This is a genomic window from Variovorax sp. MHTC-1 (assembly GCF_003984645.1).
Taxonomy (GTDB): Bacteria; Pseudomonadota; Gammaproteobacteria; order Burkholderiales; family Burkholderiaceae_C; genus Variovorax.
Window position 1 is genome coordinate 1 of sequence record NZ_RWKI01000005.1, and the last position, 26922, is coordinate 26922.

At 68.5% G+C, this 26922-nt stretch carries 28 protein-coding genes; 12 read left to right on the forward strand and 16 right to left on the reverse strand.

All coding sequences use genetic code 11. From position 1 onward, the window contains the following. The 3 genes from EJI01_RS09910 to EJI01_RS09920 form a co-directional block, all read right to left on the reverse strand. A partial coding sequence (locus EJI01_RS09910; protein ID WP_185878883.1) for a CHASE2 domain-containing protein occupies window positions 1-2334 on the reverse strand: 2334 nt, incomplete at its 3' end. Between the two features lie 4 nt (window positions 2335-2338). Beyond that, on the reverse strand, window positions 2339-4078 hold the full coding sequence (locus EJI01_RS09915) for a FecR domain-containing protein (RefSeq protein ID WP_126836952.1): 1740 nt from the start codon (window positions 4076-4078) through the stop codon (window positions 2339-2341). Next, window positions 4059-4775, reverse strand: a complete 717-nt coding sequence (locus EJI01_RS09920; protein ID WP_126836953.1) for a response regulator transcription factor — start codon at window positions 4773-4775, stop codon at window positions 4059-4061. The genes EJI01_RS09915 and EJI01_RS09920 overlap by 20 nt, the downstream gene beginning before the upstream one ends. A gap of 314 nt (window positions 4776-5089) precedes the next feature. On the opposite strand from EJI01_RS09920, the gene EJI01_RS09925 reads away from it, so the two are divergent. From EJI01_RS09925 to EJI01_RS09940, 5 genes are all read left to right on the forward strand, one after another. Then, a complete protein-coding gene (locus tag EJI01_RS09925) occupies window positions 5090-5398 on the forward strand; it encodes a hypothetical protein (protein WP_185878884.1) in 309 nt (102 codons plus the stop codon). Between the two features lie 29 nt (window positions 5399-5427). After that, the gene (locus EJI01_RS09930; RefSeq protein ID WP_260602396.1) at window positions 5428-5766 is read left to right on the forward strand and encodes a hypothetical protein; all 339 of its coding nucleotides are present in this window, start codon (window positions 5428-5430) and stop codon (window positions 5764-5766) included. Window positions 5767-5926: 160 nt separating this feature from the next. Beyond that, the gene (locus EJI01_RS09935) at window positions 5927-6298 is read left to right on the forward strand and encodes a DUF4148 domain-containing protein (protein ID WP_185878885.1); all 372 of its coding nucleotides are present in this window, start codon (window positions 5927-5929) and stop codon (window positions 6296-6298) included. 66 nt (window positions 6299-6364) lie between these two features. Continuing rightward, window positions 6365-6526, forward strand: a complete 162-nt coding sequence (locus EJI01_RS28740) for a hypothetical protein (protein WP_185878886.1) — start codon at window positions 6365-6367, stop codon at window positions 6524-6526. A gap of 14 nt (window positions 6527-6540) precedes the next feature. Beyond that, a complete protein-coding gene (locus EJI01_RS09940) occupies window positions 6541-6840 on the forward strand; it encodes an SDR family NAD(P)-dependent oxidoreductase (protein WP_126836955.1) in 300 nt (99 codons plus the stop codon). 79 nt (window positions 6841-6919) lie between these two features. On the opposite strand, the gene aqpZ is transcribed toward EJI01_RS09940, so the two are convergent. The 7 genes from aqpZ to EJI01_RS09975 all read right to left on the reverse strand — a co-directional run bounded on the left by aqpZ (window position 6920) and on the right by EJI01_RS09975 (window position 13057). Further along, window positions 6920-7618, reverse strand: coding sequence for an aquaporin Z (gene aqpZ, locus EJI01_RS09945; protein WP_126836956.1), 699 nt, complete (start codon window positions 7616-7618; stop codon window positions 6920-6922). 113 nt (window positions 7619-7731) lie between these two features. Beyond that, window positions 7732-8019 (reverse strand): hypothetical protein, encoded by a 288-nt coding sequence (locus tag EJI01_RS09950; RefSeq protein ID WP_126836957.1) that lies wholly within the window; start codon window positions 8017-8019, stop codon window positions 7732-7734. Window positions 8020-8258: 239 nt separating this feature from the next. Continuing rightward, complete coding sequence (locus EJI01_RS09955; RefSeq protein ID WP_126836958.1) at window positions 8259-10376, reverse strand: SdrD B-like domain-containing protein; 2118 nt, start codon at window positions 10374-10376, stop codon at window positions 8259-8261. Continuing rightward, a complete protein-coding gene (locus tag EJI01_RS09960) occupies window positions 10373-11200 on the reverse strand; it encodes a hypothetical protein (RefSeq protein WP_126836959.1) in 828 nt (275 codons plus the stop codon). The genes EJI01_RS09955 and EJI01_RS09960 overlap by 4 nt, the downstream gene beginning before the upstream one ends. Then, complete coding sequence (locus EJI01_RS09965) at window positions 11197-11667, reverse strand: hypothetical protein (RefSeq protein WP_126836960.1); 471 nt, start codon at window positions 11665-11667, stop codon at window positions 11197-11199. The genes EJI01_RS09960 and EJI01_RS09965 overlap by 4 nt, the downstream gene beginning before the upstream one ends. Then, entirely contained in the window at window positions 11664-12323 is a 660-nt protein-coding gene (locus EJI01_RS09970) for a hypothetical protein (protein ID WP_126836961.1), read from the reverse strand. Before EJI01_RS09970 ends, EJI01_RS09965 begins: the two co-directional genes overlap by 4 nt. A 92-nt stretch (window positions 12324-12415) precedes the next feature. After that, window positions 12416-13057, reverse strand: a complete 642-nt coding sequence (locus tag EJI01_RS09975; RefSeq protein WP_126836962.1) for a hypothetical protein — start codon at window positions 13055-13057, stop codon at window positions 12416-12418. A gap of 272 nt (window positions 13058-13329) precedes the next feature. Between EJI01_RS09975 and htpG the strand changes: the two genes are divergently transcribed. The 3 genes from htpG (at window position 13330) to EJI01_RS09990 (ending at window position 17746) form a co-directional block, all read left to right on the forward strand. After that, window positions 13330-15396: a molecular chaperone HtpG gene (gene htpG / locus EJI01_RS09980; RefSeq protein WP_126836963.1), complete on the forward strand. Its 2067-nt coding sequence runs from the start codon at window positions 13330-13332 to the stop codon at window positions 15394-15396. An 81-nt stretch (window positions 15397-15477) separates the two neighbouring features. Then, complete coding sequence (locus tag EJI01_RS09985; RefSeq protein WP_126836964.1) at window positions 15478-16740, forward strand: cytochrome P450; 1263 nt, start codon at window positions 15478-15480, stop codon at window positions 16738-16740. Window positions 16741-16771: 31 nt separating this feature from the next. Further along, on the forward strand, window positions 16772-17746 hold the full coding sequence (locus tag EJI01_RS09990) for a Bug family tripartite tricarboxylate transporter substrate binding protein (protein ID WP_126836965.1): 975 nt from the start codon (window positions 16772-16774) through the stop codon (window positions 17744-17746). 18 nt (window positions 17747-17764) lie between these two features. On the opposite strand, the gene EJI01_RS09995 is transcribed toward EJI01_RS09990, so the two are convergent. The 6 genes from EJI01_RS09995 to EJI01_RS10020 form a co-directional block, all read right to left on the reverse strand. Beyond that, window positions 17765-18787, reverse strand: a complete 1023-nt coding sequence (locus tag EJI01_RS09995) for a serine/threonine protein kinase (protein ID WP_126836966.1) — start codon at window positions 18785-18787, stop codon at window positions 17765-17767. A 13-nt stretch (window positions 18788-18800) separates the two neighbouring features. Beyond that, entirely contained in the window at window positions 18801-19916 is a 1116-nt protein-coding gene (locus EJI01_RS10000; protein WP_126836967.1) for a DUF2855 family protein, read from the reverse strand. Between the two features lie 157 nt (window positions 19917-20073). Next, on the reverse strand, window positions 20074-20502 hold the full coding sequence (locus tag EJI01_RS10005; protein ID WP_126836968.1) for an organic hydroperoxide resistance protein: 429 nt from the start codon (window positions 20500-20502) through the stop codon (window positions 20074-20076). Window positions 20503-20566: 64 nt separating this feature from the next. After that, window positions 20567-21019, reverse strand: a complete 453-nt coding sequence (locus EJI01_RS10010) for a MarR family winged helix-turn-helix transcriptional regulator (RefSeq protein ID WP_126836969.1) — start codon at window positions 21017-21019, stop codon at window positions 20567-20569. 87 nt (window positions 21020-21106) lie between these two features. Further along, entirely contained in the window at window positions 21107-21922 is an 816-nt protein-coding gene (locus EJI01_RS10015; protein WP_126836970.1) for a crotonase/enoyl-CoA hydratase family protein, read from the reverse strand. Between the two features lie 7 nt (window positions 21923-21929). Next, the gene (locus EJI01_RS10020) at window positions 21930-22778 is read right to left on the reverse strand and encodes a 3-hydroxybutyryl-CoA dehydrogenase (protein WP_126836971.1); all 849 of its coding nucleotides are present in this window, start codon (window positions 22776-22778) and stop codon (window positions 21930-21932) included. A 59-nt stretch (window positions 22779-22837) separates the two neighbouring features. Here EJI01_RS10020 and purT point away from each other — a divergent pair, with 59 nt between their 5' ends. The 4 genes from purT to EJI01_RS10040 all read left to right on the forward strand — a co-directional run bounded on the left by purT (window position 22838) and on the right by EJI01_RS10040 (window position 26797). Beyond that, window positions 22838-24052 (forward strand): formate-dependent phosphoribosylglycinamide formyltransferase, encoded by a 1215-nt coding sequence (gene purT, locus EJI01_RS10025; protein ID WP_126836972.1) that lies wholly within the window; start codon window positions 22838-22840, stop codon window positions 24050-24052. Between the two features lie 25 nt (window positions 24053-24077). After that, window positions 24078-25025: an alpha/beta hydrolase gene (locus tag EJI01_RS10030; protein WP_126836973.1), complete on the forward strand. Its 948-nt coding sequence runs from the start codon at window positions 24078-24080 to the stop codon at window positions 25023-25025. A gap of 141 nt (window positions 25026-25166) precedes the next feature. Continuing rightward, a complete protein-coding gene (locus EJI01_RS10035) occupies window positions 25167-25910 on the forward strand; it encodes a helix-turn-helix transcriptional regulator (protein WP_126837284.1) in 744 nt (247 codons plus the stop codon). Between the two features lie 11 nt (window positions 25911-25921). Then, window positions 25922-26797 (forward strand): branched-chain amino acid ABC transporter permease, encoded by an 876-nt coding sequence (locus EJI01_RS10040; RefSeq protein WP_126836974.1) that lies wholly within the window; start codon window positions 25922-25924, stop codon window positions 26795-26797. Window positions 26798-26922 lie beyond the last annotated feature (125 nt).

Consider the following 26922-nt stretch of genomic DNA (forward strand, 5'->3'; position numbering starts at 1 on the left):
GCGCGGCAAGACCAGCCGAAACGCACTGCCTCGCCCCGGCGGCGTCTCGAGCAGCACCTTGCCCCCGTGCCGTTGAGCCACGGTCTTGACGAAGGCGAGCCCGAGCCCCGCTCCATCGATGTTCGCCGTGGCAGGGCCCCGGATGAACGGCTCGAACAACTGGGTCCGGAGTTCGTCGGCGATGCCGGGTCCTTCATCCTTCACCAGCACGGCCCATGCGCGCGGCAGCGATTCGACCGCGCAGGTGATCGACGAGCCCGCCGGCGAGAACTTGAGCGCGTTGCCCAGGAGGTTGTTGATCGCGCGGGCAACGAGCTCGCGGTTGATCAGGCTGTAGGCCTCCTCCGGCGACGGCGCCATCGTCACGCGTATCCGGTGCCGGCGGGTCGCTTCCCACGCGTCGTCCACGCATTCGAGCAGCACATCCACCAGGTTGTAGCGTTCGAAGTGGTAGCTGTACGACTGGGCACGCACCAGCTGCGTGAAGTCGTCGGCCAGGCCCAAGGCCTTCTTCGCATGGCGCTCGATGCGCTCGTGGAACTGCTCCTGCGGCATCGCGGAGGGGTTCTGCCGCTGCAGGCTCAGCAGCGTGAGAACGGAGGCCAGCGGCGCGCGCATGTCATGGCTGAGGAAGCGCATGGCATGGTCGCGCTGGCGCTGCGCCTGGCGGATCTCGGTCACGTCGACGAGCGAAAGTATCCAGCCCAGGTGCTCGCCGGTGCCGCTGAACGAGGGCGCCCGCTTGACCAGCAGGTCGCGCTCGCGGCCATCGTGCGCCGCAGTGCTGCCCACCGTGGGCGGGCCGGCAAAGATCGCCGGAAGCACGATGGGCTGGCGATCCGCCTGCGACAGCACGTCGTTCATCAGGGTCGCGGCCTGCGCGCCTTGCAGCAGTTCGCCCGAGGCGACCTCGAAGTGCCGCGCCGCAGCGGCGTTGGCCAGCAGCACGGTTCCATTCCTGTCGCATACGAGCGTCGCGTCGGGCAGGGCTTCCAGGCTGTCGCTCACGAAGCGGTGCAGGTTGCTCAGTTGCTCGGCGACCTGCCGCAGCGCATGGATGCGGCGACCCAGGAAGTCGCCCGAAGCGGCCGTGCTGCCGGACGCGGCCACCGCGCGGCCGCTGCCGTGCAGGCGGCTGAACTCGTCCATGAGGTAGCGCGTGGCGGCATCGAGCTTCCTCCAGCTCCACAAGGCATAGCTCGCGCCCAGGGCGAGCATCCCCGATGCCGGACCGAACTGCAGGCCGAAGCCCGCAGCAGCGGCCGCCGCCGCAGGCAGCGCCACCATCAGCCCGAGGGTCAACAGCAGCGCGGGCAGCGGGCCGATGAAGGCCATGCCCAGCAGGGCCAGCAGCGCGGGGATGGCATTGAGGGCTGCGTCGAGCCATCCAGGCAGCCGGGTGATGCTGCGTTGGCTCTCCAGGCTGTCGAGCACGTTGGCGGAGAATTCGACCCCCGACATCAGCTTCGAGCGCCGCGCCGAGACGGGCGTGGCGTAGACCTCGCCGATTCCGGCGGCGGTGGCGCCGATCAGCACATACTTGCCCTTGAACGTTCCCGGGGCGACGCTGCCGTCCAGCACGTCGACGTAGGACACCTGCGGGAAATGACCGGGCGGTCCGGCGAAGGGCACGATCATCTTGCGCGAACGCTGCCAGGTGGAGACGGCGTCCGGGCCGCCTGTTTTTGCATCGGGCTCGCGTTCTGCGGGAACATCTGCGTGTTCGGGCCCGGCCGCGCCGGCCGTGTGCATGGCGACGCTGAGATGGTCCCAGGCGCGCCCGCCGAAGCCCTCGCGCAAGTACACGCCTCGCGCCACGCCGTCGTCGTCGACCGCGATGTGCACGTGCGCGAGGCGTCTTGCATGGCGCTTCAGCGAGGGGATCGGCTCGACGACGAAGGGCGCCCCGTTCAGGCTTTGCATCATCAGCGGCAGCACCACCTTGCCGCTGCGCGACATGGCGGCGGCGAGCGCTGCGTCGTCCCCGGGAAAGCGCTCGTCCACCTCGGTCAGGAGCACGTCCATTCCGATCGCCAGCGGCGCGTCCTTGTCGATGCGGTCGATCAGCTCGGCGTGGAAGGAGCGCCGCCACGGCCATCGTCCCAGGGCGGCAATGCTCTTGTCGTCGATGCCGACGATGATCACGTCGCCGCGATCGACAGCGCGCTCCTGCATGAACATCAGCGTGTCCTGGAGCAGCCGGTTCGGTCCCCGCAGCCACCCGGATCGCTCCAATGCGAACACCAGGCCGATGGCGATGATCGAGAGCGCGAGCCATTCGACCCCGCGCGAGGGCAGGCGAAGACGTGCAGCGGCGATGGGCTTGCTCGGCACGACGCTACTGCCGGCGGACCGGACTGCCGCCCGTATCGCGAACGGCGGCGCCGCTGGCGTCGCGCAGCACCGCCTCGATCCGCACGACCTGCGGCGGGGAAAAACTGCCGGCCTCGCCGTCGGGGGCGATCGCCTGAATCCGCACGTGGTAGCTTCCCGGCGGCAGGTCCGCCAGACGCAGGGAGGCCTCGGTCCGCGTGTCGGCATGCACGAGATCGGCGAAGCCGGCGTCGCGCGCGACCTGCACGAGATAGCGGTAGCCCGGCTGGGCGGACCAGTACAGCTGCAGCGCTGCGTCGTCGCTGCTCACCTTGGGCGGCGGTGCGGCCGGAGGCGGCTCGACCATCTCGAAGGCTCGGCTGCCGCTGAAGGGACCCTGGTCCGGCGTGCCATCGGGCGCGGCGCCCACGGATGCCACGCGCCAGAAGTAGCGACCCGGCGGCAGCGTGGCCGAACGCCGGCATTCGGTGAGTGCCGCGTCGTCCACCAGAAGCGCCTGGAAGCCCTCGTCGCTCGCGATCTGCAGCCTGAAGCGCTGGACGCCGGCCGGCTGCGCGCAGGCGAACTCGACCGCGCTGCCGACGATTCTTTCTCCGGGCGCGGGGCGCTGGGCGAGCGGGGCCACCGGACGCGCCTTGACCCGCAGCGTGCGCGTGCTCTCGCGGCTCGACAGCCCCCAATCGTCCATCGCGCGCGCGCCGACCGTGTAGCTGCCGTCTTCGAGGCCGGCGAACTGCAGCTCACCGGCCGCCGACACGCCGTTGCGCACGACCTGCTCCAGCGACGGGTCGGTGGAAATCCGGACGCGGTAGGCGGCAATGCCCGCGACGGCGGGCAGCGGCAGGCGGACGAAATCGATGTCGGTCACCGTGTCCGGCAGCCCCGTCAGGTCGGGCGCTTGCGGCAAGGGGCGCACCGGCCCCATCACGCCGGCGCTGCTCACGCGGGCGCCCTGTCCCTCGCGAAGCCGATGCTGCCGGATGCCGCGCCCGCCAGGAGGGCGCCGGCGGCCTCTCAGCTCGATGCTGCCCTGCGTCACCTCGCCGGTGACAGCGGCATCGGCCTGGATGGCGACGCCGAATTCGGTGCCGCGCACGCTGGCCACCGCCAGCGGTGTCCGGATCTCGAAGCGGCTCGCCTTGTTGCGCTGCGGTTGCGCCGAGGCATCCACGCGGCCGGTCTCCAGCTGGATGAGCGTGTCGCTGGCCTGCGAGGCGTCCTGCCGTCGCACGCTGACCAGGCGGACCTGGGAATTGGCGGGGATGCGGACCGTCGAGCCGTCGCTCATCCGAAGCCGCACATATCCATCGGCGCCCACCTCGATGCGCGTGCCTTCCGCCAGCAGTGCGCCCGGCTGCAAGGGCTGCGGCTGGACATCCTGCGCAGCAAACTGGCGAACGCTGCCCGTGACATGGCTCACCGTCGCAAAGCTCGGGGCGAAGCTCAGCAGCGCGGCGGGGATGCGCACCCGGGTACCCGGTGCGATCCGATGCGGATCCGCAATCCCGTTGTAGTCGCGCAATTGAAGCCAGCGATCGGAGCGGCCCGTGTATCGCGTGGCAAGACCGAAGAGCGTTTCACCGGGCTGCACCGCATGCACGAGATCCTGCGGCGAAGTCGGAGCCTGCGCGAGCGCCAGCGCAGCATGCAGCGCCAGGTGCACGCCGAGCGACCATCGCGCGAAGCGCACGCCCGCCCGGCGGCTTGCGGCACCCGCCGCAAGCTCAGACAGCGCTGCTCTCATCGCTCGCGATCGTCTCGAATCGATATCCCTGCCCGTAGATCGAGGCCAGGCGGTAGCCGCTTTCCGGTCGCAGGCCGAGCACCTTGCGCACACGCGAGATGTGGGTGTCAAGGGAGCGCGACATCAGTTCGGTTCCCGGCGGATTGCTCGCGCCCCAGATCGTCTCCAGCAGGTGCTGCCGGGAAATCAGACGCCCCGAGTTGCGAAACAGGAACAAGGCGAGGTCGAATTCCTTCTGCGTCAGCGCAACAGGCCTGCCGTCGATCTCCAGTTGGCGGCTGGCAAGCACGAAGCGGTAGCGTCCCCAGACCTGCTCTTCGGGCAGCGCGTCCAGGTAGGCGCGCCGCAGCAGCGCACGCACGCGAGCGGCCAGCTCGCCGACACGCATGGGCTTGACCATGAAGTCGTCCGCTCCTGCCGCCAGTCCCTCGACGATGTCGCGCTCTTCATGGCGGTTGGTCACGAAAAGAATGGGAATGCGGTCCTGCAGATTGGCGCGAACCCAGCGAACGATCTCCGGCCCGGTGATGTCGGGCAGGTGCCAATCCAGGACGAGAAGATCGAAGGTCTCGCGCTGCAGCTCGCGGCGTAGCGCAGCGCCTTCGGCGAACACATGGCAGTCATGCCCGATCGCCTGCAACGTGCACTTGACGAGGTCCAACTGATCGACGTCGTCGTCCAGCGCCGCAACTCGCATTTTCTTCTTCGACCTTCCAGTGGGTGCCCGGCGCCGACAGCCGGCTTCGTGAAGCGACGAAGTGTACGGGCGCCCCTGGGCCGGCCAGCGCAGGGAATGTCAAGCAATGTCAATTCGCTCGCGATTTCGCCAAGAAAGACGCATGCACAGCGGAGAGCTCGCGTTGAAAGGCCCATCTGGCGCGCGGCAATTCTCATGCATTGTCAAGTCGATTGCCGAGCGCGGACCGCGTCACTACATTCGCGCTCCATACGCAGCCCGGGTCCAGTGCGGTCAGCACCGAAACCCGGCTGCCCGCAATCTCGACACAACGAATGAACAACTCATACAGAACGCCAGGCGGGTCGTATCCGCAACCTATCGAACTGCTGCGCCGGCTGGCGAACGCGCGACTGCCTGTTCATGTCGTGGACCACGCCGAGATCGAAACCTTGAGGATCCTGAAGCTGGGCGGCTCGATCAAGGCAGCCATTCCCGATGCTGCGCGAGTGCCGGGCGGACTTGACTCCTCGCATCGGCAGTTGCCCGCGACGGTCGACGAAATCACAAGGGTGGGACGCAGCCTGCTCGATCTTTTCGCAAGCCGCCGGACGCTGGCGCACTCAGGCGCGCATTGCCTCTGAGCGCCAACCCAATGTCTACAAAGCCCTCCATGATGAGCATCTTCAATCAGCCGGTTGTCTCTCCTCGGGCAACCACGACGATGGACCTCTTGAAAATGGCGCTCGAAAAAGACAACCTGCGTGTCTGGGCGCGAAAGCTCGGCCTGTCGGAAGAGGCGCTGCGCACCGCCCGCAGCAGGGGCCGGCTCTCGCCTGTGATCGCGGGTGCGCTGGCCGAGGATCTTCAGCAGGATCCGGCGAAATGGATCGTCATCGCGGCGCTCGAAACCGAGCGCGAAAGCGCATGCAAGACACGGATGGTCCAGCGCTTCTCGGCCACGGAATCCTGGCCGTTCCTTCGTGAACCGCACGCGGCGATGAAGCCTTGATCGGCTGAATGCCTGCAGAGAAGGGCCGCCGGCCTCGCCTAACCCTCGCCTAATTCTTCGCTAACGATCGGCTCAATCTGCCTGCCTAGAGTGAACCCCGGGTCAGCCGTGATGCATGTCGCATGCGGCGCGAGACCCCCCTGTTTTGGAGTTCACCACCATGCCAGCAGCCTCCCTGAAGTTCCTCGCCGTCACCGCCTTCAGCGCCCTCGCCGCGCTGGGCTCGGTCGCCGCCCAGGCCGAAAGCTACGACGGTGTGCACGCCCACGTGTCCGCCCTGAGCCGCGCCGACGTGGATGCGGAAGCGATTCGCACCGCCGCCGCACCCAACCAGAACGTGGTGCGCGGTTCGCGCGGCGCGGAACCCTTCAAGGCGGTTGCCGACCGTGGCGCCGTGGCGCAGGAAGCGATGCGCGCAGCCTCTGCGCCGGACCAGAACGTGTCCTCCGGCTCGCGCGTCAACAGCAAGGTGATCTCGACGATGCGCAACCCGATGGATCAGCGCACCGCGGCCGGCGCCAGCAGGCTCTGATTGACAGCGCCCGTTCACCGAGCGCGGTCGTTTCCGGCCGCGCTGTCTTTCATCCTGATCGCCTTCATGACCACCCTCGGATTGAGCGCCTGCGGCACGGCCCGCCATCCCGAATCGCCGCAGTTCCGCGATGGCCGCGGCGTGCAGCTGATGACGCCTCAGATCGGGCAGGCGATCGACATGAAGGCGCCGTTGGCGACCACCGCCTGGCGGGCACGGGCCGACTGAGGAGACGAGAAGCCATGTCGCAAGCGAACTGGGATCGCAGCACGATCGGCCGAACGGGCCGTTTCGAAGGCAAGTTGATCGTCGTCGCCGACGGCGGCGCCTCGGGCATCGGCCACGCCGTGGGCGCTGCGTTCGCGGTCGAAGGCGGCCGCGTGCTCTTCTGCGGCCGTGGCGCAGCGCCGGGGCCGGAGATCGAGGCTGCCCTTCGCGCGGCCGGCGGCGAGGCGCTCTGCGTGCGCGCCGACGTGCTGCGGGAAGACGCCCTCAAGGCCTTCGTCGAGCGAGGTCAGCTTGTTCTAAGCGCGGCTTCTTAGCGTTCTCGAGGATCGATCCGCTGCAGCGCATGTCGCACCGCGGCGCGATCGCCCATTCTTGTCGAGGCTGAACCAGGCCTCAGTCGTCCGACAGCACCAGCCGGTAGAGCAGCGCGCCAATGATCGCGCCGGCGATCGGCGCGACCCAGAACAGCCACAGCTCAGGGAGCGCATAGTCCGGTCCGAACACGGCCGGACCGGTGCTGCGTGCCGGGTTGACAGAGGTGTTGGTGACCGGGATCGAGATCAGGTGGATGAGCGTCAGGCACAGCCCGATCGCCAGGCCGCCGAATCCGGCCGCCGCATGCCTGGCGGTGGCGCCGAGGATGACGATCAGGAACAGCGCCGTCATCGCCACTTCGCAAAGCAGCGCCGCCATGAGGCCGTAGCGGCCCGGCGAGTGCTCGCCATAGCCGTTGGTGGCGAAGCCGCCGATCTCGGCGCCGGGCTTGCCGGTGGCGATCAGGTAGAGCACGCCGGCCGCGGCGATCGCGCCGATCACCTGGGCGACGATGTAGCCCGGCAGCTGCCTGGCCTTGAAACGGCCCGCCAGCGCCAGGCCGATCGAGACCGCCGGATTGAAGTGCCCACCCGAGATCGGGCCGAGCGCATAGGCGCCCGTGAGCACGGTGAGCCCGAACGCGAGCGACACGCCCGCAAAGCCAATGCCCAGGCTTGGAAAGGCTGCGGCCAGGACGGCGCTGCCGCAGCCGCCGAGCACGAGCCAGAAGGTGCCGATGAACTCGGCCGCCAATTTCTTCGAAACGCTGTGTTCCATGGTTGTTCTTTCTTGGTATCCGAAACGACCTTCGCCGCCGGTGTGCGGCGGTGGATTGTCGGCCGTCCCCGCGCCGCATACATGTCGTGCGGAGGATGTCGGCTCGATGTCGCTCAGAGACCGTGCACCAGCAACAGGCCCTGCGGCGGCGTCGGAACCTTCAGCGTCGTCTCGCCGACGCGGTGGAAGCGGTATTCGCGGCCGTTGAGCATCACGCTGGGCTTGTTGGTCCAGACGCGGTACTCGTACCCGTCCGTCACCGGCGTCACCTGCAGCACGCGGAACACGGGCGGAATGATCACCGTGAAGTTCAGGCCCCCGGTCGCGCTGTTCACGCCGAGCGTGGTCTCGGCTGTGCAGGCCAGCGGCAGCAGCAGCAGGGCGGAGAGGGCGCTTTTCATGCAAACCCCCGTGGAGAACGCGCTTCCGTACATATGGCGGCACCCAAGAAAAAACAGGACGAGCAGGCGTCGCATCGACGACCGGTCTCTTGGATATCGGCGGAGTCACGGAAAAATGAAGGGTCGGCGGGATCCGTGGCTCCGTTGCCGCACAGTAAACACCCTGCCGTGGTGCAGCGCAATCGACAGAGGTCGTAGAACCCGTCGAAAACGCGCTGCCGCGCGGCAAAGATTGCGCTTCAGCGCTCTTTCTGGATCGGGAAATCGGCCGCGGCGGTGTCGCGCACGTACACGTCGACGCGCCGCGAAGCCGAGCCTGCGCTGCTCCAGGGCAGCGGCAGGTTGTCCTGGATCAGTTCGATCTCGTGGCTGCCGGCGGCCACGGACGGGAAGCTGTAGAAGCCCTGGGCGTTCGTGCGCGCCACGTAGCGGCGGTCGAGCACCACCGTCACGCTGGCGACGCCGCCCTCGTTCGCTTCGCGCCGGCCGTTGTTGTCCTGGTCGAAGAACACATGGCCTTCGAGCCGGCCGGCGCCGGTGCCGGGCATGCCGCCGATGGGCGCGCTGGCCAGGCCGGCCCGGTTCTCGTAGCGCAGCGCCACCATGAAGGCGCGGCTGTAGGGCGTGACGAGCACCGGCTGCAAGGTCGCTGCTGTCAGAGCGGAGACCACCGCCGGATTGAGCGACTCCTGCCCTCGCGCCGCGCTGTACTGGGCGATGAAGGACCAGCCCAGGCCGAGCGGCCAGGATAGGCGTGCATTGGCGCTCAGGAAGCGCGAATCGTTGCCGCCGATGCCGTTGCTGCCGCGCAGGCTCAGGTCGAGGCGCGCGCCCGCGACCAGGGGCGTGGTGCCGAGCACGCCCCAGTGCACCGCGCGCGCGCTGCTGCCGGCCTCGCGCGACTGCTCGAGCGCCAGCGAGGTCGAGAAGGTCTGCGTCTCGCTCACGCTCCAGGCGTGGTCGACGCCGCTGCGCAGCACGCGCAGGCCGGTGCCATGGGCGATGTCGGTGCGCCATTGCGTGTAGCCCCAGTCGGACTTGTGCTCCCAGGTCAGCTGGGCCGACTGCGCGGCGAACGTGCCGGTGCGCGCGGCGAGCGTGGCCGAGAGCGCGTCGCGCGAGTCGAAGCGATAGCGGCCGAACAGGTTGCCGAACACGGAGCCACGCTGCTGGCCGCTCACGCTGTCGCTCACCTCGATCTGGGTGCCGAGCTGCCATTGGCGCGTCGAGATGTCGCCGCGCCAGGAGGCGCCGCGCAGGTCGCTCGGCAGCGCATCGCCGCCCCAGCGCAGCGAGGGTTCGAAATAGAACACCGATGCGGCCTGCTGCATCAGCTCCGTGCGCCAGGCGGCATCGACCCAGCCGCCGGTGGCCGAATCGCGCGCGGCGAGGGACGACGCGTCCGAAGGCCGGCCGGCGCTCTGCGCCAGGTTGGCCTGGACGCGCAGGCCGCCCACCTTGTCGGCGACGCCTCCGAAGCCCTTGCCCAGCGAATCGGCCCAGGGCGCCAGGCCCTGCCAGGACACGGCGGTCCAGAGCGAGCGCGTGTTCTGGGCGAAGCCGGGCACGCCGTTGGCATTGAAGTCGCGCGTCTCGATCAACTGGACCGCCGCGTCGGTGCGGCCCGGCGCGAGCGGGCCGTCGCCGCCCGTCAGCTGGGTCTGGGCGCCGACGCTCGCGGCCGTGCCGCGGCCGGCCGAGAAGCCTTGGAAAGAAAGGCCGTCGAAGTAGCCGAGCCGGCCGGCCGAGGCATTGAAGGTGGTCCTGCCCGGCTGCTCCAGGCTGGCGGCAACGCCTTCGATCGGCAGGCTGGGCAGGTAGACGCGACCGACGCCGCGCGCCAGCGGCGTCGCCGCCATGTTGATGTTGCCGACGCTGTTGTTGCCGAACCAGCCGCTGTCGAAGGGCATGCCGCGCTGGTCGATGCGCCAGGTGCTGCCGGTGCGGTAGCTGTAGGGCACCACGCTGTAGGGCGTGCCGGCGCTGCCCACCAGGCCGAAGCCGTTCACCGGCGCAGCGTCGCGGTTGAGGTTGGCGTTGGCCGAGAAGGTGCCGTAGTTCGGCGTGTCCAGGTAGCCGGAGAACAGCAGCGACTGGCTGCGCTGGCGCACGACGCCGCTCTGCTGTGTCGCTTGGCCCTCGATGCTCCAGCCGCGCGGCCAGCCCGTGTCGCGGACCTCCGGTTCGCCGTCCGGCTCGGCCTGCGGGCTGTCGTCGAGCACGCGGTCGGCATAGCCGGCCGCCTCGGGCTGCGCCACCGCGGCGGCGGGCGCGGCCTGTGCCCATGCCGGCGCGCCGGCCAGCACATGGCCCGCGCCGCACAGTCCGAGGGCGCTGCATCGGAGCCAGCGTTTCATCGGGTGAAGCGCTGATCGATCGGCAGCGAGCCGTCTTTGCCCCACTCCAGCTTGCCGGTGACCGTGATCGGGAAGCGCACGGCGACAGCCGTCTCGGTGTCGCCGGGCTTGTTCGCCACGAGCGCGATGTCACGCGTCTCGCCGGCCATGATGGGGGTGGTGCTGGCCTGCAGCTCCAGGGCCGTGCCGCTCGCGTCGGTACCGGCGAGGAAGCCGGCCAGCCGGCCGTGCGCGGTGCCGGTGTTGCGGATCTTCAGCATCGGCGTGGCCTGGCCATCGACCATCTGGACCGAGCTGCCTGCGAGTTCCAGCACCGGTGCCACATCGCCCACGGCCACATAGACGATGACGCCGATGCGCGCGCCCAGTGCAACCGGAACGCCCGGTGCCGCCGCGGGCTGCTGGCCTTCGATCATCACCGCGAAGCGGCATTCCATCGGCGGCGTGTCGGCCGGCGGCGTCACCTCGAAGCGGAAGCGGTAGGGGCGTCCGGGCGTGATGCTGAGGTCGCGGCGCTCGATCGCGACCCAGGGCCGGCAGCTGCCGGGCAGCAGCTCGTCGCTGAAGTCGACCGAGGCGTCGGGCCTGAAGGTCCAGTCGGCGGTCTTGAGCTTGTACGCGCCGGCCTGCGTGTCGCGGTGCGTGAGCTCGATCACCTCGCGCACCCGTTCGCCGGGCTTCGACGACAGCTCGAAGCGCGGCGGCGACACGGCAAGGGAAAACTGCGCCTGCGCTGTAGCGCCGATGGTCGACGCGGCGATGCCGGTCGCAAGAAGAATGGCCGCGGAGTGCCCGCGGCGGGAAAGTGCGGCACGGCGCGTCACGGCGATACCTCGATCTCGAAAAAGAATTGCAGGGATTGCGCGCGCTCCACCCTACGGCCATCGGCCGTGAGATCGAGCACGATGCTCTCCTGCAGGAATGCATCGCGCACCACGCCTTCGAACACCAGCGTGCGGCTGCCGCCGCGGACCGTGCCCGGCAGCAGCCGGCCCTGGGTGCGCCAAGCGGCGACCAGTTGCTCGCCTTCGGTCGGCGCCAGGGACATGTAGATGCGCGCCGGCCGGTGGAGCCAGGGCGTCAGGTTGAGCCGCAGTGCCACGGCCACGCGGCCTTCGATCGTGTGGTCGCCCGCGCGGCCGGGTGCCAGCTGGCGCCAGCGCATCGGCGTGACCGGCTGGCTCACGTAGGTGCCCGTGTCGTCGACCCTGAAGGTCGCGGCGCCGGCCGACGGCCACGCGGCCAGGGCCAGCAAGCCGGCCAGGATGACAAGCGAAACGCGGCTCTTCATGGCGCAGTGAGCGTGTAGGTCGCTCTGCCGGTGAAGGTGCCGGCGGGCACCAACTGGGTGTTGAGGTAGCGAAAGGCCAGGCAGCTCTCGAACCAGGTGTTGCGGGTGACCGACAGCAAGGTCTGGGCACCGCCAGTGAAGGCGGCACTGGGGATCGTTGTTCCCGTGTCGCCGTTGCCCGAAGAGGTCCACGCGATGCTGTTGAAAGGAATGGTGTTGCCGCCGCCGGTCAGGCTTGCCGGCGTGGTGACGGACAGCGTCGCCGCACCGGCGTTGCTCGTACCCGGCACGCGATAGAACCCGCCCACATACACCTGCCCCGTGGTGGCCGGCGAGGTGCAGAACGCGAAGCCGTCCCACGGACTGCTCGTGACGGTGCTGTCGGTCGTCATGGCCTGGGCCGTGCCCGAGCCCAGCTGACCTGCGGGAACGGTGACCGAAACGGTGTTGACGGTCGTATTGTTGCCGGGCGTGCCGCGATTGTTGAAGGTCCCGCCCGTCATCGTGCCGACGCCCACCTGCAGAAACAGCGCGCGGGTGCCCGGTGTGATGCCGACCGTGAAGCCGTGTGCCGCGGGCAGCCAGACGCCGCCCAGCACGGCGAGCGCCAGTGCGGCGCGCCGGGTGCGGGAAGGTGGTGACGACGCAAGTTCCATACGGCTGTTTCCTGGACGGCGAAGGCAGGGCAGGCCCTGGCCTCGGTCATCGCGTCTCGAAAGTCGCGCGTCCCGGACAGTCGGGCTGGCGATCAGGGAGCGGTCGCGGTGTAGGTCACGCGGCCGTTGTTGCCCACGGTGTCGCCGTAGGTGCCGGCCGGCAGCGTGGCCGTGTTGGCATAGGCGAAGGTCCAGCTGCCTTCGCGGCGCACGAGGCCGGCCGAGGCTGCCAGGGTGGTGGCCGCTGCGGAAGCGCCGCCGGCGGCTGCGCTGTTGAAGGGCGGGTGGGCGATGGCCGCGTTGGTGTAGCCGCTGGTGGTGGTTGCCAGCGCACCTGCGGTCACGACGATGTCGGTCCACGGCACGGTCGGGTTGCCGGCAACGCCGCTGCTCAGCTGACCCGTGGTCGCATTGGTCAGGCTGACGGTGCCGCTGTTGCCGAGCACGCGCACCGTGACACCGCCGCTGGCCAGGTCGCCGCCGGTGCCGGCGACGGCAGTGCCGTTGCCGATAGCGCCGGCCGGCACGTCGAAGCTGACCTTGTCCACGGTCGCGTTGTTGGCGAGGTTGGTCCCGGTGCCGACTTGCAGGAACAGCACCTTCGGAACGACGACCCTGAAGTCGAGCTTGGCGGCGGCGCTCTGGGCGCCGGCGGCGGTGGTGAAGTTCGATTCGGCGTGAGCGGCCAGAGGAGCGATGGCGGCAAGCGCGGTGACCAGAAGCAGTTTTTTCATGAGCGGTGTAAGTGGTTGGTTTTGGTGCCGGGTGAAATGTAGGCGAAGGCCTACACGTTGAGGCGGCAGTTAGTTCTCTTTCATAACGAGAAGAGAACTTTCGTTAAATAGTTACGAAGTAGTACTTTGGAATCTGTCGCGCCGTTGCCACGCACCGTGCAGCATGCGATCGGCGAAGCCGGGCATTTCTTTCGGATGGCTCGCCGCGGCGGGGTCTTGTAAAGTTGTCGGCTCGCCTCTGGCGATGTCTTTTTCTCCGTTCTTCTCGTGCTATGACCCTTTCCAAGACCAAACTCCCGTTCCAGGCCGAAGTCGCGCAGCTGCTTCACCTGGTCACGCATTCGCTCTACTCCAACAAGGAAATCTTCCTGAGAGAGCTGATCTCGAACGCGTCGGATGCCTGCGACAAGCTGCGTTTCGAGGCCATCGACCAGCCGGGCCTCTATGAAGACCAGCCCACGCTGGAGGTGCGCGTCTCCTTCGACCAGCAAGCCAAGACGATCACGATTGCCGACAACGGCATCGGACTCTCGCAGCAGGAGGCCATCGATCACCTGGGCACCATCGCCAAGAGCGGCACCCGGGAGTTCATGAGCAAGCTCTCGGGCGACCAGAAGGCCGATGCGCAGCTCATCGGCCAGTTCGGCGTGGGCTTCTACTCGGGCTTCATCGTGGCCGACAAGATCACGGTCGAGTCGCGTCGCGCGGGCCTGCCTGCCGAAGAGGGCGTGCGCTGGGTCAGCGCCGGCGCCGGCGATTTCGAAGTCGACACCATCGCGCGTCCGCAGCGCGGCACCAGCGTGACCCTGCACCTGCGCGAGGATGCCGAGGAATACCTGAACCTGTGGAAGCTCAAGTCCATCATCTCCAAGTACTCCGACCACATCTCCCTGCCCATCCTGATGGAGCGGGAAGAGTGGAAGGAAGGCGAAGCCATTGAAGGAGGCCCCTCCGGTGCCAGCAAGGGCGGCCAGATGGTCAAGACCGGCGAGTGGGAGCCGGTCAACCAGGCCAATGCGCTGTGGAGCCGGCCGAAGAAGGACATCGGCGAAGAGCAGTACGTCGAGTTCTACAAGAACATCAGCCACGACTTCGAGCCGCCGCTGGCCTGGAGCCACAACCGCGTCGAGGGCACGACCGAGTACACGCAGCTGCTCTACATCCCGTCCAAGGCGCCGATGGACCTGTGGAACCGCGAGAAGAGCGCGGGCGTCAAGCTCTACGTCAAGCGCGTCTTCATCATGGACGACGCCGAAGCGCTGCTGCCGACCTACCTGCGCTTCGTCAGGGGCGTGATCGATTCGGCCGACCTGCCGCTCAACGTGAGCCGCGAGCTGCTGCAGGAAAGCCGCGACGTGAAGGCGATCCGCGACGGCAGCACCAAGCGGGTGCTCGGCATGCTGGAAGAGCTGGCGAAGAAGCAGAAGGCGGCCGGCCAGAGCAACGAGGGCAAGCTCGATGTCGGCTCCGGCGAATCGGTGCCGGCGCCCGAGCCCGGCGAAGGCGTGACGGATGCGGTGGACAAGAAGGCTGCCGACACCACGCTGGCCGCCGAAGCCGCGGCCGAGTACAGCGACGAGTCGCACAAGTACGCGAAGTTCTATGCCGAGTTCGGCGCCGTGCTCAAGGAAGGCCTGGGCGAGGACTTCGCCAACCGCGAGCGCATCGCCAAGCTGCTGCGCTTCGCCTCCAGCACCAGCGACACCGTGAGCGTGAGCTTCGCCGACTACAAGTCGCGCATGAAGGAAGGCCAGGAAGCGATCTACTACATCACGGCCGACACCCTGCCCGCTGCCAAGAACAGCCCGCAGCTCGAGATCTTCAGGAAGAAGGGCATCGAGGTGCTCTTGATGACCGACCGCGTCGACGAGTGGGCGCTCAACTACCTGACCGAGTTCGACGGCACGCCGCTGCAGAGCGTGGCCAAGGGCGCGGTGGATCTCGGCAAGCTGCAGGACGAGGCCGAGAAGAAGGCCGCGGAAGAGGCGGCCGAATCCTTCAAGCCGATGTTGGAGCGGCTCAAGGAGGCCCTCAAGGACAAGGCCGAGGACGTGCGCGTGACCACGCGCCTGGTCGATTCGCCTGCCTGCCTGGTGGTGCAGGACGGCGGCATGAGCACCCAGCTCGCCCGCATGCTCAAGCAGGCCGGCCAGCCGGCGCCGGAACTCAAGCCGGTGCTGGAAGTGAATGCCGAGCACCCGCTGGTCAAGAAGCTCGACGGCTCCGAGCACTTCGAGGATCTGGCGAACATCCTGTTCGATCAGGCGCTGCTGGCCGAGGGCGGGCTGCCGGCCGACCCCGCCGCCTACGTGCGGCGCGTCAACGCTCTGCTGGTGTAGTCTCATGAGCCCCCACGCTCACTTCGTTCGCTGCCCCCCGAGGGGGCGCTCAGCGCCCTTCGGGCGGCCGGGCGGTCGCTGATGGACCCGGCCGAGTCTTCGCAAGCACCCGACCTGTCGGGCTTCGACTTGCGCAGCCTCGGCCCGGACTTCTACGAGAACCCCTATCCCTGGTACGCCGCGCTGCGCGAGGCGACACCGGTGCGGCGCATGCCCGACGGTTCGCTGCTGCTCACGCGGCATGCCGACTGCGTGGCCGTCTACAAGGACACGCACACCTTCAGCTCCGACAAGCATGCCGAATACGCGCCGAAGTACGGCATCGGCAGCCCGCTCTACGCGCATCACACGACCAGCCTGGTCTTCAACGATCCGCCGCTGCACACGCGCGTGCGGCGGCTGATCGCCGGTGCCTTGACGCCCAAGGCCATCGAGTCGCTGGAGGACGGGCTCGTGCACCTGGTCAACGGCCTGCTCGACCGCATGGAAGAGCGCCAGCGCGCCGGGGGCGAGGTCGACCTGATCGAGGACTTCGCCGCCGCGATTCCCGTCGAGATCATCGGCAACCTGCTGGGCGTGCCGCGCGATGAGCGCGAGCCGCTGCGCAACTGGTCGCTCGCGATCCTCGGCGCGCTGGAACCGCGGCTGACCGAGGCGCAGATGGAAGCCGGCAACCGCGCCGTGACGGAAATGGTGGCCTACCTGCGCACGCTGGTGGCCGAGCGGCGGCGCCATCCCGGCGATCCCGCGCACGACGTGCTCACGCGGCTGATCCAGGGCGAAGAGGACGGCGGGGACAAGCTGAGCGAGAACGAGCTCTACCAGAACTGCATCTTCATCCTCAACGCGGGCCACGAGACCACCACCAACCTGATCGGCAACGGCCTGGTCGCGCTGCTCGAATGGCCCGAAGAGAAGCAGCGCCTGCTGGACGACCCGTCGCTCATCAAGACCGCGATCGAGGAGTTCCTGCGCTTCGAGAGCTCCAACCAGCTGGGCAACCGCATCACCACCGCCGCTGCCAACGTCGGCGGCGTCGAGGTGCCGCCCGGCACGCTGATCACGCTGTGCATCGGCGCGGCGAACCGCGATCCGGCGGTGTTCGACGCGCCGGACCGGCTCGACATCACGCGTTCGCCCAACCGGCACCTGGCTTTCGGCTCGGGCACGCACCAGTGCGTGGGCATGAACCTCGCGCGGCTCGAGGGGCGCATCGCGATCGCCGCCTTCCTCGCGCGCTTTCCCGACTATCGGCTCTCTGGGCCGGTGGTTCGTGGCGGCCGGGCGCGCTTTCGCGGCTACCTGCACGTGCCCTTGAGCCTGGGGCTGCCGATCGAGTCTTGAATCCCCTCGACACCACGACAAGGAGACGACGATGAAGAAACTGCTGGCCATGCTGATCGCGGGCCTGGCGGCGCTGGCCGGCGCGTCCGCCGTGCAGGCGCAGGCCGCCTACCCCGCCAAGCCGATCCGCTGGATCGTGCCCTACCCGGCCGGCGGCGGCTCCGACTTCCTGGCGCGCACCATCGGCAACCAGCTCGCGATCGACGTCGCGCAGCCGGTGCTGATCGACAACAAGGCAGGCGGCAACACGGCCATCGCTGCCGCGGAAACCGCGCGCGCGGCGCCCGACGGCTACACCGTGCTCTCGGCCGACAACGGCACGCTGGTCTTCAACCCGGTGCTGTATCGCAACCTCAGCTACAACCCGACGCGCGACCTGGCGCCGGTCACGCTGATGGGCCGCTTCCCGATGGTGCTGATCGTGGGGCCCGCGAGCAACGCGAAGGACGCCAAGGATTTCATCGCGCAGGCCAAGGCGCAGCCCGGCAAGATCAGCTTCGCCTCGGCCGGCGCGGGCAGTCCGCACCACCTGGCGATGGAACTGCTCAAGCAGCAGGCCGGCCTGCACATGGTGCACATCCCGTACCGCGGCGCCGCCCCGGCCCTGGCCGACGTGGCCGGCGGCCAGCTCGCGGCGATGATGACCGACGTCGCCGCCGGCAACGCCTTCATCAAGGGCGGCAAGGTGCGCGCGCTGGCGGTGGCGAATGCGAAGCGCCTGCCGCAACTGCCCGACGTGCCGACCTTTGCCGAGCTCGGCATCCCCAACGTCGAGGCCGCCGCGCTGGTCGGCCTGGTGGCGCCGGCGGCCACGCCGGCGGAGGTGATCGCGAGCCTTCAGAAATCGGTGGCCGCGGCGATCCGCAATCCGGCGGTCAACAAGAAGCTCATGGATTTCGGCGTCGAGCCCGTGGGAAGCAGCTCGGCGGAGTTCGCTGCGCTGATCGCGAGCGAGTCGACGCGCTGGCACAAGCTGATCCGCGACCTGAAGATCTTTCTGGACTGAGCGGCGTCGGCGGAAGCCTCAGGCGTACAGCGGCTCCTCCGCCATCGCTTCGCACTGGTCGTGCAACATGTTGATCTGCTCCTTCCAGTAGTCGCTGGAGCCGAACCAGGGAAAGTTGATCGGGAAGATCGGGTCGCGCCAGCGCCGTGCGAGCCAGGCGCTGTAGTGGATCTGGCGCAGCGTGCGCAGCGGTTCGATCAGCGCCAGCTCGCGGCGGTCGAATTCGCGAAACTGCTCGTAGCCCTCGAGCAGGCCGCTCAGCTGCGCGGTGCGCTGCGGGCGATCGCCGGACAGCAGCATCCACAGGTCCTGCACCGCGAAGCCGGTGCGCGCGTCGTCGAGGTCGACGAAATGCGGGCCGCCGTCCGGGCGATCGGTGGGAGTCCAGAGGATGTTGCCGGGGTGCACGTCGCCGTGCAGCCGCAGCTTCTTCGGGTCCGCATCGGCGGCCGTGCCGAGCGCCGTGCCCTCGATCATCTCGAAGGCGGCGTTGCAGGCCTTCTCCCAGTCGCGCTGCACGTCGAGCGGGATCATGTCGTGGCCGAGCAGCCAGTCGCGCGAGGCGATGCCGAAGCTCTGCAAATCCAGCGACGGCCGCACTTCGAAGGTTCGCGCCGCGCCCACGGTGTGGATGCGCGCGAGGAAGCGGCCCACCCATTCGAGCACTTCGAAGTCGTCGAGCTCGGGCCCGCGCCCGCCGCGGTAGGGGCTCACGCTGAAGGCGAAGCCGCCGTGGTGGTGCAGCGTGGCGCCCGAAAGCGCCAGCGGCGCGACGGCCGGCACTTCGGCGGCCGTGAGCTCGGTGGAGAAGGCGTGCTCCTCCGCGATCTGCGCATCGCTCCAGCGGCCGGGCCGGTAGAACTTGACCACTACGGCGCTGCGGTCCTCCAGGTACACCTGGTAGACGCGGTTCTCGTAGGAGTTGAGCGCCATGAGCCGGCCATCGCCGTGCAGGTCGAGCCCGGCCAGCGCGTCCAGCACCACGTCGGGCGTGAGGCTTTCGTAGGGATGGGCGCTGGTTTTCTCGGCGGATGAGCTCATCCGGCCATTGTCGCTACCTCGAAGCCCTGGAAAGCGACAAGATGTGCCCGCTGCGCGGATCGCCGCGTCCCGACAGCACCTGCGCATAGGCGGCCTGCACCGCCGCAGGGCCGTCGTGGCGCTCGACCACGAGCCACGGCGCAGCGGACTGCGCCACCTTCGCGATGAAGCCCTGCCAGGCCTGCACCATGCGCCGGCCGAATTCGTCGCCGCCCCATTCCTCGGTGCGCTTCTTGATCTGGGCCGGCGCGAAGAAGAAGGCGGCACGCGGCCCCGGAAGCTCCTTGGCGGTGCCGCTCGGCGCGAGCTGTTCGACGTGCGTGCCGCCGATGACGCAGTCGTGCCGCAGCTGCGAAAAGCGCGTGTGGACCGCGCGCCGCAGCTCGCCATTGCCCGCGAAGTCGATGTAGACGCAGGGCGCGTCGGCCGCCACCTGGTCGAGTTCCTCGTAGGCCAGCACGCGGTGGTAGCAGCCCAGGTTTTCGCAGAAGGCCTTGTTGGCAGAGGAGGTGAGGCCGACCACCTCGATGCCGGGCCGCTGGTGCATCTGGAAGGCGGTGCCGTAGGCCGTCTTGCTCGATGCGCTCGACAGCAGCGCGATGCCGGGCCTGGCGCCGAAGAAATCGTTGTCGTCGAAGAAGTCGTCGATCAGCCAGGAGGTGATGAAGAGCGGCCGCAGCAGGGCCTGCAGGTCTTCGGTGTCGGCGCTGTAGAGCGGATCGCTCGCGGTGCGGAAGTACTGGTTGTAGACGGCGGGCAGCGCCGCGCGGTGCGGCGCGCCGTCGGTGAAGCGCGCGGCCGACAGCCGCTCGGGCGCCAGCACCACGCTCGAGGCCATCGGCACGTAGCCGTAGAGGCGCTCGCCCGCCGCGACGCCCGGATGCAGCGACTGCACCACCGAGCCGAAGCCCCAGACCGGGATCGAACCCCAGCCTTCCTCGCCGGTCGGGAAGAACTGCCAGTAGCTCATCGACTCGCCGAAGGCGGCGTAGGTGATGTTGTTGGACGTGAGGGCGAAGCTGTCGATGCGCAAACGGACCTGCCCGTCGGCCAGGGGCGCATCGTCGGCGGCGCGCACGCGGGTGGTGGAGAGATCGTCCTTGCGGATCAGGAAGTCTGTGGTGCTCATTAAAAAACCTCCGCGCTACGCGCTACGGTATTCGCCTTGGGAACGGCCCGGCGGCTCATCAAATCACCTTAGCGCAGACCCATCTCCGCTGCATGAAAAAAGCCCGGCGCCGCGTCACCCATGTGACGCGGCGCCGGGCTTGCGCCGGCTTTGGCGATCAGGCGATCGAGAGCTCGACCTCGATGTTGCCGCGCGTGGCGTTCGAGTACGGGCAGACCTGGTGGGCGGTGTCGACCAGCAGCTTCTTCTGCGCGTCGTCGAGGCCCGGCAGCGTGATCGCGAGCTTGACCGCGATGCCGTAGGCCTTGCCCTCGTTGATCGGGCCGAGCGACACGCTGGCGTCCACCGCCACGTCTTCCGGCACCTTGACGTTGATCTTGGGCGCCACGGCCTTCATCGCGCCGATGAAGCAGGCCGAGTAGCCGACCGCGAACAGCTGTTCGGGGTTGGTGCCGGGCTTGCCGGAGCCGGGCGGGTTCAGCTTGACGTCGAGCGCGTCGTCGCTGGACTTGCCGGCGCCGCCGTCGCGGCCGCCGGTGGTGTGGGACTGGGCGGTGTACAGGACTTTGTCGAGCTTGGTGGCCATGGTGATTCCTTCAGGTTGGTTGGGGGAGAAAAATGCTTCGGCGGGCCGAAGCGAGGGGAGAAAACTAGGCTGCGGCCTTGACGCGATCCCTCAGTCGCTGGATCTGCTGCGTGAGCGCCACCAGCTCTTCGACCGAGCACTGGGAGGCCGCCATCAGGCAGGCCGGAACGCTCGCCGCGCGCGCCTTGAGACGGCGGCCCGCAGCCGAAAGACTGACGTGCACGCGCCGCTCGTCGGCCACGTCGCGGATGCGCGCCACCAGGCCGTTGGCTTCGAGGCGCTTCAGGAGCGGCGTCAGCGTGCCCGAGTCGAGCGAGAGCCGCTCACCGAGCTCCGAGACCATGAGACCGTCACGCTCCCATAACACCAGCATCACAAGATACTGGGGATAGGTGAGCTTCAGCTTGTCGAGCAGCGGCTTGTACAGCTTGGTCATCGCCAGCGATGCGGAGTACACCGCAAAGCAGAGCTGGTTGTCGAGCCGCAGCATGTCGTCGGCGGATGGCGTGGCAGGCATGGGCTGGATTGTAGCTGGCAATTAAATTGTGTGCAATTTAAATGGTAAGTGCGTGTTTCGAAAGGCGGCGCATCGCGCCGCCGGCCTTCACCGCCCGCTGAAACGCGCCGGCCGCCGTTCGACGAAGGCGCGCACGCCCTCGGCCGCGTCCTCGCTGTTGGCGAGGCGCTGCTGCACCGGGATGAAATCCGCCACTGCCGCCAGCGGCCCCTGCTCGATGGCCTTCATCACGTTGAGGCGGGTCGCGACCACCGCCAGCGGCGCCTGGGCCGCGATGCGCTGAGCGATGCGCAGCGCTTCATCCAGCTCCTGCCCGGCCGGCACCACCTTCTGCACGAAGTGCAGGCGGAAGGCCTCGGCGCTGTCGAACTCGTCGGCCGTGAGCAGGTGCAGCATCGCGTTGCCGAGGCCGGCGCGCTCGGCCATGCGCAGCGTGGCGCCGCCGGTGGCCATGATGCCGCGCTGCACTTCCATCTGAGAGAAGCGGCAGTTGTCGGCCGCTACCACGATGTCGGCAGCCAGCATCAGCTCGATGCCGACGGTGAAGCAGATGCCCTTGACCGCGACCACCATCGGCTTCTCGCGCCGCCGGTAGCCGGGCAGTCCGTAGTCGTGCGGCTCGACCAGTCCTTCGGGGGTCGCCTTCTCGCCGCGCTTCATGTACTCGGCCACGGCGGGCAGGTCGAGCCCGGCCGTGAAGTGATCGCCGAACGCATGCAGCACGCCCACGCGCAGGGCGGGGTCGTCGTCGAGCCGCGTGTAGGCCTCGGCCAGTTCGCGGAACATGCGCGGCGTCCAGCCGTTGCGCTTGGCAGGGCGGTTGATGCCGATCAGGAGCACATGGCCGAGCACCTGGGTGTCGATGCAGCCTTCGGGCGGGGGCGTGGTGGGGATGGCGGTCATGGCGGCCTCAGTAGGTGTAGACGCCGCGGCCGGTCTTGCGGCCCAGCTGCCCGGCCGCGACCATCTCCTTCAGGAGCGGGCACGGCCGGTACTTCGAGTCGCCGAACTGCTCGAGGTAGACCTCCATCACCGCCAGGCAGACATCGAGCCCGATCATGTCGGCCAGCGCCAGCGGGCCGATGGGCTGGTTGCAGCCGAGCTTCATGCCGGCGTCGATGTCCTCCGCGGTCGCGAGCCCTTCGGCCAGCACGAAGAAGGCCTCGTTGATCATCGGCACCAGGATGCGGTTGACCACGAAACCGGGCGCATTCTTCACCGTGATCGGCGACTTGCCCAGCGCCACGGCCAACGCCTTCACCGCATCGTGCGTCGCGTCGCTGGTGAGATAGCCGCGGATGATCTCGACCAGCGCCATCATAGGCACCGGGTTGAAGAAGTGCATGCCAATGAAGCGGTCGGGCCGCGAGGTGGCGGCCGCCAGCTGGGTGATCGAGATCGACGAGGTGTTGGACGCGATGATCGCCTCCGGCGCGAGCAGGGCGTCGACCTGCTTCAGGATCTTGAGCTTGAGCGCGTGGTTCTCGGTCGCGGCCTCGATCACGAGCTCCGCAGCCTTCAGGTCCTCGTAGTTCGTCGAGCCCTTGATCAGCGCCAGCGCCGCATCCTTCTGGGCGGCAGTGAGCTTGTCTTTCTTGATCAGGCGGTCGAGGCTGCCGGCCACGGTGGCCATGCCTTTGTCGACCGCGGCCTGCGCGACGTCGACCATCACCACCTTCACGCCCGCGACCGCGCAGGCCTGCGCGATGCCGTTGCCCATCGTGCCCGCGCCGATGATCCCGACCGTCTGAATCGCCATTTGAAAACTCCTTGGAAAATTGGCCATTGTGGTTCAGCCCCTGATTTAAAGTCGTCGCTATGACGACTCTCGGAACCCCTCTCTCTCCCTCCGCAACCCGCGTGATGCTGCTCGGCTCCGGCGAACTCGGCAAGGAGGTCCTGATCGCGCTGCAGCGCCTGGGCGTGGAGACCATCGCGGTCGACCGCTACGAGAACGCGCCCGGCCAGCAGGTGGCGCACCACGCGCGCACCATCGCGATGAGCGACCCCGATCAGCTGAAGGCGCTGATCGAGGCCGAGAAGCCGCAGCTCGTGGTGCCCGAGATCGAGGCCATCGCCACGCCCATGCTGCAGCAGCTGGAAGACGCGGGCGTGGTGCGCGTGATCCCGACCGCGCGCGCCGCGCGCCTCACGATGGACCGCGAGGGCATCCGCCGCCTGGCCGCCGAAACGCTGGGCGTGCCGACCAGCCCTTACAAGTTCTGCGATTCGCTGGCCGAGCTGCAGGCCGCGATCGACGGCGCGAGCGGAAAGGCAATCGGCTACCCCTGCATCGTCAAGCCGGTGATGAGCAGCTCGGGCAAGGGCCAGAGCAGGATCGACGGCCCGGCCGACATGCAGAAGGCCTGGGACTACGCGATGGCGGGCGGCCGGGTGAGCCACGGCCGCGTGATCGTCGAGGGCTTCATCGACTTCGACTACGAGATCACGCTGCTGACCGTGCGCGCGCTCGATGCCGCGGGTGCGGTGCAGACGCAGTTCTGCGAGCCGATCGGCCATGTGCAGGTGAGCGGCGACTATGTCGAGAGCTGGCAGCCGCATCCGATGGCACCGGCCGCGCTGCAAAAGGCGCAGCAGATCGCGCAGGCGGTGACGGCCGATCTCGGCGGGCAGGGGCTTTTCGGCGTCGAGCTGTTCGTCAAGGGCGAGGAGGTCTGGTTCAGCGAAGTCAGCCCGCGCCCGCACGACACCGGCATGGTGACCATGGCCACCCAATGGCAGAACGAGTTCGAGCTGCATGCGCGCGCCATCCTCGGCCTGCCGGTGGATACCGCGCTCAAGAGCCCGGGCGCCAGCGCCGTGATCTACGGCAGCGTGGACGCGACCGGCATCGCCTTCGACGGCGTTGCCCACGCCCTGCAAGTACCGGGCAGCGAGGTGCGCCTATTCGGCAAGCCCGAGAGTTTCGTCAAGCGGCGCATGGGCGTGGCGCTGGCGCATGCGGCCGACGTCGAGACCGCGCGCCGCAACGCGAAGGAAGCCGCCTCGCGCGTCAGGCCGCGCCAGGCCTGAGTTCCGGTCGATCGAGGAGCCCGTCATGCTGCACCCCCAAGCCCAAGCCTTCATCGATCTCCTGCTGCAGCGCGGCGTGCCGCCCACCCATACGCTGTCTCCGGTGGACGCGCGCGCCTTCTACCGCGAGCGGCGCAGCGTCACACAGCCTTCGCCCGGCGAAGTGGCCGAAGTGCGCGAGCTCAGCGCGCCGGGCCCGCATGGCGCGATCCCGCTGCGGCTCTACCGCCCGCTGGGCACGGCCCGCGCCGACGTGCTGCCGGTGCTGGTCTACTACCACGGCGGCGGCTGGACCATCGGCGACCTCGACACCCACGACACGCTGTGCCGCGAACTCGCCAACCTCTCGGGCTGCGCGGTGGTGGCGGTCGACTACCGCATGGGTCCGGAACACCGGTTCCCGGCCGCGGTCGACGACGTGCTCGCCGCCACGCGCTGGGTGCGCAAGGAAGCGGGCGCGCTCGGCCTCGATGCCGGCCGCCTCGCGGTCGGCGGCGACAGCGCCGGCGGCAACCTCGCGGCGGTGGCGGCGATCGCGGCGCGCGATGCCGGCGATCTGCCCATCGCCTTCCAACTGCTGATCTATCCGGCGACCGACATGCGCTGCGTGCACCCTTCGCATACGAGCAACGGGCAGGGCTATGTGCTCACCAGCGACACCATCAAGTACTTCCACGACCACTACATCACCGATCCGAAGCACGACCTCGACTGGCGCGCCTCGCCGCTCCTGCACCCCGACCTGTCGCGTCTGCCGCCGGCGCTGGTGCTCACCGCAGGCTACGACCCGCTGCGCGACGAAGGGCTGGACTATGCGCGCGCGCTGACCGCGGCCGGCAACCGCGCGGTCTACGTCTGCTTCGAGCGCCAGATCCATGGCTTCATCACCATGGGCCGGCTGATCGACGAGGCGAACGCGGCGGTGGCGATGTGCGCCGGCGAGCTGCGCCGGGCGCTGATGCCGGGCTCCTAGGGAAAGTCCCCGCACCCCGTATCGCCGCGTCGCTCCGGGCGCCGCTACGATCCTGCGAGCGCGACGCGAGCGCAGGAGGCTTTCATCTTGGGTACCAGGACGGACACTGACCGCAGCGGCAACAGCAGGGGCGAACGCCTCATGTGGCTCACGCGCGAGCGCGTCTTCTATGCCGGCCTGCTGGGTGCGGCGGCCGAGCGCAGCCTGGGTGGCCATGGCGTCTACGTGTCGCCGGCCGGAAGGCCGAACCGCATCCGCATCGGCGGCGGCGCCTGGCAAAGCGGCGAGCTGCTGGTGGTGCCGCCGCAGGTGCCGCACCGGGTCGAGAGCGAAGAGCCGCTGATCCTCAACCTGCTGATCGAATCGGAGTCGGTCGATCCGGCGCAGCTGCCGGACTTCCTGCAGCGCTGCGGCGCCGTCGAGGCGCCGGACTTCGTCCGGCACGTCCGCGCCGCCCATGCGCGACTGCTTGCCGCCGCCGGCCGCGAGCGCTTCGGCGATCTCGACTTCGACACGCTGTTCTTCGGCCGGCCGCTCGTCGCGCGCCCGATCGACGCACGCATCCGCCAGGTGGTGGAGCGCATCGTCGACGACCCGGCGCTGCCGGTCTCGGCCGAGGAATGCGCGGCCTCGGTGCGGCTCTCGTTCTCGCGCTTCCTGCATCTGTTCAAGCAGGAGATCGGCGTCCCGTTCCGCGCCTTCCGCGCCTGGAAGCGGGCGCGCAGCCTGCTGCGCCATGTGCGGCAATCCGCCACGCTGACCGACATCGCGCTCGACACCGGTTATCCCGACTCGACCCATTTCAGCCACTCGATCCGACAGGTCTACGGCCTGCGGCCCAGCGACATCCTCGCCGGCTCGCGGCGGCTCGCCGTCTTTCAATGAAAGAGGCCTGATTGCAAGTCCTCCAGCTCCTGCTTTCAGGCATCGCGCAAGGCTGCATCTACGGCCTGATCGCGCTGGGGTTCGTGCTGATCTACAAGGCCACCGAAACCGTGAGCTTCGCCCAGGGCGATCTCATGATGCTGGGCGCCTTCGGTGCCTTCGCCGGCATGGCCTTGTTCGGGCTGCCTTTCTGGCTCGCAGCGCTGCTGGCCCTGGTGGCGATGGCGGCCTTCGGCGTGCTGCTCGAGCTGGTCGTGATCCGGCCGATCCTCGGGCAGCCGCAGTTCTCGATCGTGATGCTGACCATCGGCATCGGCTACGTGGCACGCGGGCTGATCACCATGATTCCCGCCATCGGCACCGAGACGCACACGCTGCCGGTGCCCTACAAGGACCAGATCTGGAAGCTGGGCGAGCTGGTGGTCAATGTCGAGCAGATGGCGATCATCCTCTCCACCGCGGTGCTGTGCGGCCTGCTCTACGCGATGTTCCGCTACAGCAAGCTCGGCATCGCGATGCAGGCCGCGTCGCAGAACCAGCTGGCGGCCTACTACATGGGCATTCCGGTCAAGCGGCTCAACGGGCTGGTGTGGGGGCTGGCGGCTGCGGTGGCGGCGATTGCCGGCATGCTGCTCGCGCCCATCACCTTCGTGCACGCCAACATGGGCTTCATCGGGCTCAAGGCCTTTCCGGCAGCGGTGGTGGGCGGCTTCGGCAGCCTGCCGGGCGCCATCGTCGGCGGGCTGGTGATCGGCATCGTCGAATCCTTCGCCGGCTTCTATCTGCCCGATGGCTTCAAGGACACGGCGCCCTACATCGTGGTGCTTGTGATGTTGATGGTGAAGCCGAATGGGCTGTTCGGCGAGAAGCTGCGCAAAAAGGTATGACCACCCCCGTTGCTTGCTCACTTCGTGTAGCCGCCTCCCCCCTCGAGGGGGCTACACCAGCGGCCCGGCGAAGCCGGTTCCGCGGTGTTCCCCGGACGGGCCTCGCTGCGCTTGCCGAGACCGCG